At 70.7% G+C, this 11,330-nt stretch carries 8 protein-coding genes; 3 read left to right on the top strand and 5 right to left on the bottom strand.

The window, feature by feature from the left end; all coding sequences use genetic code 11:
• A partial coding sequence (locus E2E34_RS24420; RefSeq protein WP_138904069.1) for a serine hydrolase domain-containing protein occupies positions 1-1,030 on the bottom strand: 1,030 nt, incomplete at its 3' end.
• 185 nt (positions 1,031-1,215) lie between these two features.
• Between E2E34_RS24420 and E2E34_RS24415 the strand changes: the two genes are divergently transcribed.
• On the top strand, positions 1,216-1,803 hold the full coding sequence (locus E2E34_RS24415) for an isochorismatase family protein (protein WP_138904068.1): 588 nt from the start codon (positions 1,216-1,218) through the stop codon (positions 1,801-1,803).
• A 12-nt stretch (positions 1,804-1,815) separates the two neighbouring features.
• Here the strand turns inward: E2E34_RS24415 and E2E34_RS24410 are convergent, their stop codons facing one another.
• Entirely contained in the window at positions 1,816-3,498 is a 1,683-nt protein-coding gene (locus tag E2E34_RS24410) for a PucR family transcriptional regulator (protein ID WP_138904067.1), read from the bottom strand.
• Positions 3,499-3,567: 69 nt separating this feature from the next.
• Positions 3,568-4,311 (bottom strand): cysteate racemase, encoded by a 744-nt coding sequence (gene cuyB, locus E2E34_RS24405; RefSeq protein WP_138904066.1) that lies wholly within the window; start codon positions 4,309-4,311, stop codon positions 3,568-3,570.
• 280 nt (positions 4,312-4,591) lie between these two features.
• On the opposite strand from cuyB, the gene E2E34_RS24400 reads away from it, so the two are divergent.
• A complete protein-coding gene (locus E2E34_RS24400) occupies positions 4,592-5,938 on the top strand; it encodes a pyridoxal phosphate-dependent decarboxylase family protein (RefSeq protein WP_138904065.1) in 1,347 nt (448 codons plus the stop codon).
• Between the two features lie 457 nt (positions 5,939-6,395).
• Entirely contained in the window at positions 6,396-7,478 is a 1,083-nt protein-coding gene (locus E2E34_RS36665; RefSeq protein ID WP_244316044.1) for a hypothetical protein, read from the top strand.
• A 270-nt stretch (positions 7,479-7,748) separates the two neighbouring features.
• Here the strand turns inward: E2E34_RS36665 and E2E34_RS24390 are convergent, their stop codons facing one another.
• Both E2E34_RS24390 and E2E34_RS24385 read right to left on the bottom strand, forming a co-directional pair.
• Entirely contained in the window at positions 7,749-9,122 is a 1,374-nt protein-coding gene (locus E2E34_RS24390; protein WP_138904064.1) for a class I SAM-dependent RNA methyltransferase, read from the bottom strand.
• A 102-nt stretch (positions 9,123-9,224) separates the two neighbouring features.
• The gene (locus E2E34_RS24385; protein ID WP_138904063.1) at positions 9,225-11,276 is read right to left on the bottom strand and encodes an APC family permease; all 2,052 of its coding nucleotides are present in this window, start codon (positions 11,274-11,276) and stop codon (positions 9,225-9,227) included.
• Positions 11,277-11,330: the final 54 nt, after the last annotated feature.

Below are 11,330 nucleotides of genomic sequence, written 5' to 3'. Positions count from 1 at the left end.
GGGCGATGGGGGCGGGTACGTCGATCGCGTGCAGCTCTCGGAGGAGTTCGGTGGCCAGCCGGTGCTGGAACTCGACGCTCCGGCCGCCGTTGATCAGGGCGGCGATGACGGTCCCGTGTTCGGGCAGGGCCCAGAGAACGGCGTGCTGGCCGATGGTGTCGCCGGTGTGGGAGACGACCTGGTGGCCGTCCCACTCGTCCAGGCTCCAGCCGATGCCCCACTGCCGTCCGCCGCAGTGCGGATTGGGCAGCTCGACCTGCGCCTGACGCAGGAATGCGGGGTCGGCGAGGAGCGCTCCAGGGGTGAGGTGGGCGCGGCCGAAGGCGACCACGTCAGCGGCGCGCGCGCAGATCAACCCCGCGGGGCCGACGGACCGGGGCAGCCCCCACCGCGGCACCAAGGCGCCGCGCTCGTCGTGGCCGACGGCGGCGCCGAAGCGCAGGACGTCCTCCGGCAGCGTCCAGGTGTGGGTCAGTCCCAGCGGCTCGCAGATCTGCTCGCGCAGGGCCTGGTCCCAGACAGTGCCAGTGAGCTGCTCGATGATCCGGCCGGCGATGACGAATCCGGAGTTGCAGTACGAGTGCGAGTCCCCGACCGGGAACGTCTGCTCCAGGTCGGCGCACGCCTCGACGTAGCGGCGCAGGCAGTCGTCGCCGCGGCCGGTGTCCAGGAACAGGTCGCCGTCGATGCCCGAAGTGTGGGTGAGCAGATGGCGCAGGGTGATCGCGGCGGTGGCGCGGGGGTCGCTCACCCGGAACTCCGGCAGGATCTCCGCGACGGGAGTGTCCAGGGTGACGCGGCCCTGCTCGGCCAGGAGCATCAGCTGGGTCGCGGTCCACACCTTGGTGACCGATCCGATCTGGAACAGCGAGTCGGTGCCCACCGGCGCCCCGGTGGTGGTGTTGAGCACGCCGGTGGCGCACTCGTACACCTCGCCGTCGTGCCAGAACGCCAGGCTCGCGCCCGGTACCTCGGAGTCCGCGGCCAGGGCCGCCAGGCAGCTGGCCCAGTGCTCGATGTCGGCCTTCACGCACGTCCTCCGGGTGGCTCGATGCGGCTCCTTGAACTTGGCCGGAAGCGTACGCGCGGAGAACACCCAGCGGTTCGTGTGCGGGTACGAAGATGCAGGTCGGAGCTTGGTCCGGCGGACGACTCCGGGGGCGGTCGGCGTTCCTAGGGTGGCGTGCACCGAACGTACGAGGAGACGAGACGACGATGCCGCTGATCGACCGCGACGACTGCGCCCTGGTGATCATCGATGTGCAGACCGATTTCTACCCGCCCAAGCGGCTCGACGTGGACCGGCAGCGGTTCCACGACATGGTGCGGCGCATCGCCTGGATCACGTCCGTGGCCGACCGCCTGGGGATCCCGGTCGTAGTCACTGAGGAGGACCCCGACACCAGCGGCCACACCGTGCCGGAGATCCGCGAGGTACTGCCGGCCAAGGCGGTCACCCTGCCGAAGAACGCCTTCGCCGTGTGGGACAACCCCGACATCGCCGCCGCGATCGAGGCCACCGGCCGTACGACCATGGTCCTCGTCGGCATAGAGACCGACATCTGCGTCGCGCACTCGGCGATCCAGCTGCACCACGCCGGCAAGCGCGTGGTGGTCGTGGACGACGCCGCCTACTCCCCCGGCCAGGCCCACGACCGGGGCCTGCGGCGCCTGGCGGGCCGGGACATCGAGACCCTCTCCACCAAGGAACTGTTCTACGACTGGGTCCGCACCATCCAGGACGCGGACGCCTTCCACGACACCCACGCGGACCTGGCCGTCCCGCCGGGCGTCCGTCTCTGAACAGGGCGGCTGTCAGTCGAGCCTGGCGGTGGGGCCTGGGCCTGGAGCCCCGGTCCCGCCGCCGTTCTGCGTCTGCCCCGGTCCCAGCAGGCGCAACTGCAGCATCGCGGCGAACCTCGCCGCCGGGTCCTGAAGGTCGATCTCGCCGACCTCGGACACCCGGCGGATCCGGTAGCGGAAGGTGTTGGGGTGGACGAACACACTCGCGGAGGCGGTGATCACGTCGCCGAAGGCGTCCAGCCACGCCCGCAGGGTCTCGACCAGGTGGGCGTTGTGCTTGGCGTCGTACGCCACGAGGCGGGCGAGCGGGCCCGACAGCTCGTCGCGGTTGGCCACGGCCAAGTCCCGCATCTCGATCAGCAGGGCCTCGACGTACACGTCGGCGATCGAGGCGGCGCGCTTCCCGGTCCGGCCGGTGAAGAGCACCCGCAGTGCCCGGTCGGCGTTGGCCCGTGAGCGCGGGAGCGCGGCGGGCTCCTCGGCGACCGAGCCGATCCCGATCACGGCACCGGCCCGTTCGCCTGTGCGGGCCAGGAAGTTCGAGGCCACCTGCAGGGCACGTTCGCGGGCGTGGGCGGTGTCGCCCGGCACCGGGAAGAACGCGTACGCCACGTCGCCGAGCAGGGCCACGGCGGAACGCGGCTGTACGGCGGTGAGGTGGACGGCCAGGGCGGAGGCCAGGCGCTGGCGCTCGGCCGTCACGTGGGCGTGGTCCTCGTCCCGGTCGGGCGCGAGGCCCATAGCCATGACCAGGGTCGGTTCGTCGACGAGCCCGAGCCGGCCGAGCGCCTCGACCGCCCCGGGCCCCCCTTCGAGCGCGGTCGTGACGAGATCGGCGCGCAGCCGGTTTTCGGCGTCGGTGCCCGCCCGGAAGCGGAGCATGTGGAGGGCCACGAGTTTGGCCGCCTCCAGGAACGCCTTCTCCCGCTCCGGGGTGAGGGGCTTGCGCAGCGCCGCCCACACGGAGCCCAGGAACTCGTCACCGGCCCGGACCGCCACCGCCACACGCGGCAGCGCCATCTCGTCGCCGACGGTCGGCGCGGGGACGTGCACGAGGCCCTCGCTGCGGTACAGCTCCTTGAAGACGCCGTGCTCCTCGTGGAGGCGCAGATAGCGCTCGGGCACCTGACGCGCCAGGATGCTCTCCACCCGGGGGGCGTCCGCCTCGTCCTGCCGGCCGGAGAAGGCAAGGATGCGGGAACGGCGGTCCTCGATGGTGATGGGGGCGTCGAGCAGGGTGGCGATGGCGTTGGCCAGGGCGAAGAGGTCCCCGGACGGCACCCCGCCGAGGGTCTGCTCCTCGCCCTCCCCCACGTCGCCCTCGGCGAGCTGGGTACGCAGCATCGCCGCCAGCTGGGCCCAGGAGGCTCCGCGGGTCAGGGCGAGCAGCGCGACACCGGTCTCGTTGACGACCGGTTCCAGCTCGTCGGCGTCGTCGACGGGGCCGCGCACGACGAGTGCGGTGGCGCCGAGCGCGGCGAGGTCCCGCAGCAGCCGGCCGATCTCCTCCGCACCGTGGACGCCGACGCCGAGCACGATGGCGTGCTCCGGGTAGTGCTGCTCGTCGTACGGATCATGGATGCCGACGCCGCCGATCTCCCCGGCCGCGTCGGGGTCGCCGTACAACAGATCCAGGAGGGTGTGGCCGAAGTCCTCAAGCACCCGGCTGAGGCTCCGGGCGGGGTGCGTCGACATGTGCCTGATCATCTCCGCAGGTTAGGACGTGCGCGGCCCTGCGATGTGGTGCGTGCGGACGAGGGTACGTCAGCCTGTTCGTACCACGGTACGAACAGGCTCGGTGGGCTGCCACAGGCGGGCGACGGCAGCTTCGGCAAGGGCGCCGGTCGAGTCGACCAGCGGGAGGACGCGAGCCGCCGCCTCGCTGATCAGCGGGATCTCGGTGCAGGCGGCGATCGCCGCTTGGGCACCCTGTTCCTTGAGGCTCTTGGCGGCCGTGGCGATCCAGCGCTCGGGCTCGGCGGGGTCGGCGCCGCCCTTGACCGCGCGGATCGCCGCGTCGACGTACTCCTCCTGTACGGAGGCGGGCACCTGGACCACGTCGAGCCCGAGCCGGGCGCCGGCTCGCTCGTACAGCCCGGTCAGCCGCGTACCCCGGGTCGCCAGGACCCCGATCCGCTCAAGCCCGGGGGTGCGGCGGGCCGCCGCCTCGAGTGCGGTCCTGATCATGTCGAGGACCTCGACGCCGGTCGCCCTGGACAGCTGCTCGACGTAGGCGTGCGCGGTATTGCAGGGAACGGCGATGCAGGTCACTCCCGCGCGCTGGAGCCAGCGGGCGCCCTCCACGAGGGCGGGGACAGGAGACGGCCCGTCCCCGAGCAGCGCCGCGGTCCGGTCCGGGACGGCGGGATCGGCCCACATGACGACGGGCAGATGCGCCTGGTCAGAGCCGGCCGGGGTTCGCTCGACGAGCCGACGGTAGAAGTCGGCCGTGGCGAGGGGCCCCATCCCGCCGAGGATGCCGAGGGTCGGGCGGGTGACGTGACGCATGCGGGCAGCCTTTCGATTACTTCCCGCCGTCGTCCGCGGGGCCTCCCGTGATCGTGGTCCCGTGACATGCCCGGGGTGTTGGTTGCCCGCTCCAAGAGCTCCCGCCGGGATTGGTACGGGAACACCGCAACGTCCCTGTCACGCGGACCGATTCGGTCGCGCGGACGAAACGGACGGCCCAGAGCTGTCACACAGACCGAACTCCTCGACGTGGGCACCGGTTTCACTGGCCACCGGCCCCCGTCTCCCGGCCTGCTGATCGTCAACGCGAAAGTCCACCATGCACACGTACGACCCTGCCCTCACCGACCTCGTCCTCGCCTCGCTGCGCGACCGACTCCTGAACCGACCCGCGCTCAACCACCCGGGCGAGGCGGACAAGCTCGAGCGGGTCCTGGCCGGGCTGATCGGGCCGGAGGGCAACGATCCGGCGGAGGTCCTGCGGCGGTGGACCGAGCAGCTGGCCCCCACCACGATCACGGTCGACAGCCCCCGCTTCCTCTCCTTCGTCCCCGCCGCCCCGACGCAGGCCGCCGCCCTCTTCGACATGCTCCTCTCGTGCTCGTCCATCCAGGGCGTCTCCTGGCTCCTCGCCTCCGGCCCCATCGCCGCCGAGAACCAGGTCCTGCGCCTGCTCGCGGACCTCGCCGGAATGCCGGCCGACGCGGGCGGCTGCTTCGTCTCGGGCGGTTCGGCCGGGAACCTCTCCGCCCTGGTCACCGCGCGCGACACGGCCCGGCGCCGCCGTGGCCTCGGCCCGTACGACCGCGTCCGGTTCGCCGTGTCCGACCAGGCCCACTCCTCCATCGGCAACACCCTGCGGATCATCGGTGCCGAGCCCTTCGTGGTGCCGACCGAGGACCACCGGTTGACCGGCCCCGCGCTCCGTGCCGCCCTTCACGCCGACACCGACCCGTCCGACGTCATCGGCGTAGCGGCCACCGCCGGCACGACCAACGCCGGAATCATCGACGACCTCGCCGGAATCGCCTCCGCAGCCCGGGAGTTCGACCTCTGGCTCCACGTCGACGGCGCGTACGGCGGCGCCGGCCTCCTCGCCCCGAGCGTCCGGCACCGCTACCGGGGCATCGAGCACGCCGACTCCCTGGTCATCGACCCCCACAAGTGGCTGTTCGCCCCCTTCGACTGCGCCGCCCTGCTCTACCGAGACCCGCGCCTGGCCAAGGCGGCCCACACCCAGGACGCCTCCTACCTCGACGCCCTGCACACCGACGACGACACCCAGTGGAACCCCAGCGACTACGCCCACCACCTGAGCCGCCGCGCCCGGGGCCTCCCCCTGTGGTTCTCCCTCGCCGTCCACGGCACCCGCGCCTACAGCGAGGCCATAGAGAAGGCCCTCACTCTGGCCCGCGCCACCGCCGCGCTCATCCGCAACACCCCCTACCTCGAACTGATCCGCGAACCAGAGCTGTCCGCCGTACTGTTCCGCCGGATCGGCTGGACCGCCGAGGACTACGCGGAATGGTCCGCCCGCTTGCTCGCCGGCCAGACCGCTTTCGTCGCCCCGACCGGCTGGGAGGGCGAGACCGTCGCCCGATTCGCCTTCCTGCACCCGGATACCACCCCGGAAATCGTCGAGGAAATCGTGGGGACCATGGCCTGAGTTTCCTGTGACACCTCAACGGGAAGCCCACATCGGCCGCTCCTTCGAACGAATCCCTCGGGAAGCACCCACCGATTACCACCAAGGCTGACAGCATCTGCCCCGTAAATGCCCATCACGGGAAGGGCGGGCCATTGGAGCGGCAGGTCAATGAGCGGCAACTCTCGGTGCTGCAGTGGGTGGAAGACGGGTGCCCTGCCGGCGTTTGGGAGACCAGCTCATACAAGAGCACCTGTCAGGCACTGCAGAACCGGGGCTTGGTCACGGTTTCCCGGAAGGCCGGGCAGTGGAGCGTCCCCTGACGAGTGCTGGCCAGCACTACCTGGCGCACGGCGCGTACCCTCCCCGCGGGTCACGCCCGCCGAAGACCCAGGCCGCCGTTCCACGACCCCAGTCCACCCGAGCGCAGGAAACTCCCGCCGCCGGGCGGAGGCCAAGCCCTCCGTCACAGCCTCGGGTGACGTTCACGGAGCAGCTGCTGCAAGAGCTCGCGGAGGCCGGCGGCAGCATCGTCAAGAGCGGCAGCGGTCCGGACTTGGAGAAGTGGCCATCCCGCATCGCCGCGGCACGCAGGTCCGGAAAGGTCCCGGAGAAGAAGGAGCTGTACGGGGCTTGGTGCCAGGGCGGGTACGAGATCAAGCTCGTCGACATCCCCGCCTGGCGCCTCGCCGTCCTCGAACCCGTCCCCGTTCCCTCCCGGCTCACGCGGCCGCACACCGTGGTCCGGGCCATGCAGAACGAACAACAGCCACTGGGCCTCACGAAGCCCGTCCAAGGACGTGCCCTCCGGCTCGTCCAGGCGCTGATCATCGCTGCCGAGGCCGATGGACATTCCAGTTCGGCAGGACAGACCGGCTTCGCGCCCCCGTCGCATCGCCGTCGTAGGGCATCTCCCCACTTCACCATCACCGCACAGGGCCAGGCTGTGGGGTTCCTCGTCCTCCAGGAACAGGACCGGACTGAGCACGTCGCCACCGAGAAGGAACTCGCCGAGGCCAAGAAGAAGTCCTGGATCAGGATCCCCCGCTTCGACTACACCCCGTCCGAACGTCTCCGCTTCGTCCTCAGCGGCGGCCAGCCGCACCGGGCGAGCGAATGGGCCGACACCCCCGGCCGCCCCCTCGAAGACCAGATCGCCGAGATCGCGCAAGAAGTCACCCTCCGCGGCGAAGCCGCCGAACGCAGACGCCTGGACGAGATCGAAGCGGCACGCCAGAAGCGCATCCGCTGGGAAGCCGCCATGGAAAAAGCCCGAATCCGGTATGCCGAGGCGTACCGCGTCAGGCACTTCGAGGCGCAGGAAGCGACATGGCGCCACGCCGCTCGACTGACGGAGTACGTAAGCGCCGTACGCACCCGGGTCGAGGCCATGCTCCCAGGCCAGACCAGGACCGAAGCCTGGATCGACTGGGCAGCAGCCCGCGTGGAGCGCCTCGACCCACTGAGCACACCGCCCCGGCTGCCCGACATTCCCGAGCTACGACCCGACGACCTGAAGCCCTTCCTCAGGCACTGGAGCCCCTACGGCCCCACCTTCTGAGCGCCTCTCCGCCACACGTCCGGCCCGCCGAAGTACGGCGGCAGCGCCTGCCGCCGCAATCAGCGGCGCCGGAACCCGGCGGAATTTTCTTCAAGTTCCCGCAAAACCAGCCCTCGGGAGCGCGCCTCCCAGCCAGTGTGACCTGCACGATCAGCTGGGTGACGCCCCGTCAGAACGAGCGTCATTTGAGCGTCACGAGCGTCATTTTAGCGTCAAGATATCGCCCGTAACGCCCACACCGCACATAATGCGCACCGACGAAACCGCAGGTCAGGAGCCCTTTGTGGCCGGTTCGAGGATGGCGACGCACTCCACATGGTGCGTCATCGGGAAGAGGTCGAACGCCCGCAGCGTGCGCACCTTGTAGCCGTTGTCCGCGAAGTACGCCAGGTCGCGGGCCAGGGCCGCCGGGTCGCAGGCCACGTACGCGATGCGGCGGGCGCCCAGGGTGGTCAGGTGCTTGACCGTCTGCTTGCCGGCTCCCGCGCGGGGCGGGTCCAGGACGATCAGGTCGACGTTCGTGATGCCGGTGCGCGGCAGGATCTGTTCGACCTTGCCCTGCTCGATACGGACCCGCTCGAAGTCCTGGAGGTTGTGGCGGGCGTCCTCCACCGCGCGCTTGCTCGTCTCGATGCCGAGCACCGCGCCCTGGTCGCCCACCCGGTCCGCGATCGCGCCGGCGAACAGGCCGACCCCGCAGTAGAGGTCGAGCGCCGAGTCGCCCTTGCGGGGCAGCAGGCCCTGCATGACGGCGCGCATCAGGGTGTCCGCGGCCTGCGGGTGGACCTGCCAGAAGCCGCCCATGCCGACGCGGTACGTGCGCCCGTCCGCCCGCTCGCGCACGAAGGCGCGGCCGTGCACCCGGTGCACCCCGCCGTCCTTCTCCTCCACGCGCAGGACCGAGACCGGCTTGTCGAGCTCCACCAGCGGCAGGCGGCCGCCCGGTCGCGGGGTGAGGACGACCTGGCGGTCGTTCGAGCCGGTGGCCGCGATCGCCTCGACCGACGCCATCTGGGGCCAGTCCTGCTGCTCGATGCCGAGTTCGCTGACGCCCGGTGCGGCGATCATGCAGTGGTCGATGGGCTGTACGTCGTGCGAGCGGTGCTTGCGCAGCCCCGCCCGGCCCTCGGCGTCGACGGCGTACTGCACGCGGGTGCGCCACGCCGGCACCTCGCCCGGCGGGAGCTTGTCGCCGGGCGCCGGCATGACGGTGCCGTCCCAGCCCGCCTCCTCCGGCGTGAGGCCCGCGAGGCGCAGGAGCTGCTCCGCGACGACCTCGCCCTTGAGCCGCCGCTGCGCGCCGGGCTTGGCGTGCTGCCAGTCGCAGCCGCCGCACTTGCCGGGTCCGGCGAACGGGCACGGGGCCTCGACGCGGTCCTTCGACGCCTCGATGACCTCGACGGCGTCCGCGCGCAGGTAGCGGGAGCTCTCGCCGCCGTCCGTCACGCGGGCGAGGACCTTCTCGCCGGGCAGCGCGTGCCGTACGAACAGCACCCGGCCCTCGTCGGTGCGGGCGATGCAGTGGCCGCCGTGGGCGACCGGGCCGACCTCGACCTCGTACTCGGTTCCGACCAGGGAGTCGGCCGGGTCGGCCGGCTGCGCCGCTTCCTTCGCGTCCTTCGAGTCCTTGGGTGCTGACTGCATGACGGGGTGACTCCAGGGATCAAAGGGGTACGGCCGGACTTCAGCCCACCAGTCTACGTGGGTGTCGTCCGGCCGTTCACCACAGCGAAGTCGGGCGCGGGGTCAGCGCTTGCCGCCGCTGTTCTCCCTCGGGCGCCGGTCCACCGGACCGCGCCGCACGGCGCCGGGCGCGTTCCACTCCTGGCGCTTCTTCGCCCGCTCCTTCGCGAGCTCCGAGGACTGCAGCTGGTACGGCACCGAGGTGACCATCACCCCCGGCGTGAACAGCAGCCGGCCCTTCAGCCGCAGCGCGCTCTGGTTGTGCAGCAGGTGCTCGTACCAGTGGCCGACCACGTACTCCGGGATGTAGACGCTGATCGCGTCCCGCGGGCTCTCCCGCCGCAGGCCCTTCACGTACTCGATGATCGGCCGCGTGATCTCGCGGTACGGCGAGTCGAGGATCTTCAGCGGCACGTTGATGCCGCGCCGCTCCCACTCCTCCCTGAGCGCCTTCGTCTCCGCGGGGTCGACGCTGATGCTCAGCGCCTCCAGCTTGTCCGAGCGTGTCAGCTTGGCGAAGGCGAGCGCCCGCAGCGTCGGCTTGTGGACCTTGGAGACGAGGACGATGGAGTGCACGCGGGACGGCCGGACGCTGTCGTCCGACGGGCCCTCGTCGGCGGCGATCTCCTCGGCGACCCGGTCGTAGTGCTTGCGGATGGCGCTCATCGTCCCGTAGAAGATCACCATGCCGAGCAGGGCGACCCACGCGCCGTGCGTGAACTTGGTGGCCAGTACGACGACGAGCACCAGGCCCGTGAAGAAGGCGCCGAAGGTGTTGATCGCCCGCGAGCGGACCATGCGACGGCGGGCGGCCTGGTCCTTCTCGGTGCGCAGGTGGCGGTTCCAGTGCCGGACCATGCCGATCTGGCTGAGCGTGAAGGAGACGAAGACGCCGACGATGTAGAGCTGGATCAGCCGGGTCGAGTCGGCACCGTACAGCCACACCAGCAGGATGGCCGCGCCGGCGAGCAGGACGATGCCGTTCGAGAAGGCGAGGCGGTCGCCGCGGGTGTGCAGCTGGCGCGGCAGGTAGCGGTCCTGCGCGAGGATCGAGCCGAGCAGCGGGAAGCCGTTGTACGCCGTGTTGGCGGCCAGGAAGAGCACGAGCGCGGTGGCCGCCGCGAGCAGGACGAAGAAGAACGTTCCGTCACCGAACACGGCCGCCGCGACCTGCGAGATCACCGGGTCCTGCACGTACTCCTCGCCGACCGCGGTGCCGTTGTGGAGCAGGTCCTTCGCGGGGTTCTCGGCCATCTTGACGTCGGTGGCCATGGCGAGACCGATGATGCCGCAGAACATCGTGACGGCCAGGGCGCCCATCAGGGCGAGCGTCGAGGCGGCGTTCCTGCTCTTGGGCTTGCGGAAGGCCGGCACACCGTTGCTGATCGCCTCGACGCCCGTGAGCGCCGCGCAGCCGGAGGAGAAGGCGCGCAGCAGGAGGAAGACGAGGGCGAAGCCGGCGAGGCCCTGGTGCTCGGGCTGGATCTCGAAGTCCGAGGTCGGCGCGTGCATGGTGTCGCCCATGACGACGGAGCGGTAGGCGCCCCAGGCGATCATGAGGAAGACGCCGGCCACGAAGACGTACGTCGGGATGGCGAAGAGCTTGCCGGACTCCTTCACGCCGCGCAGGTTCATGAGCGTCAGGAGCACGATGATGCCGATCGCGCACAGCACCTTGTGCTCGACGACGAAGGGGATGGCCGAACCGAGGTTCTCGACGCCCGACGAGATCGACACGGCGACCGTGAGGACGTAGTCGACGAGCAGGGCGCTGGCGACGGTGAGACCCGCTTTGGGGCCGAGGTTGGTGTTGGCGACCTCGTAGTCACCGCCACCGCTCGGGTAGGCGTGGACGTTCTGGCGGTACGAGGCCACCACGGTGAACATCAGCACCACGACGGCGACCGCGATCCACGGGCTGAAGTGGTACGCCGACACACCCGCGATGGAGAGCACCAGGAGCACTTCGCCCGGTGCGTACGCCACGGAGGAGAGCGGGTCGGAGGCGAAGACGGGGAGTGCGATGCGCTTGGGGAGAAGGGTCTCTCCCAGCTTGTCGCTGCGCAGCGCCCGGCCGATCAGGATCCGTTTGGGCACGTCGGTCAGTTTGGACACGCAGAGGATCGTAAGCGTTCGAAAAGGGCATCGCCCACCCACCACCCCCCACCG

This window comes from Streptomyces albidochromogenes, assembly GCF_005981925.1.
Classification (GTDB): Bacteria; Actinomycetota; Actinomycetes; order Streptomycetales; family Streptomycetaceae; genus Streptomyces; species Streptomyces albidochromogenes.
This window is presented reverse-complemented; position numbering and strand designations above follow the sequence as displayed.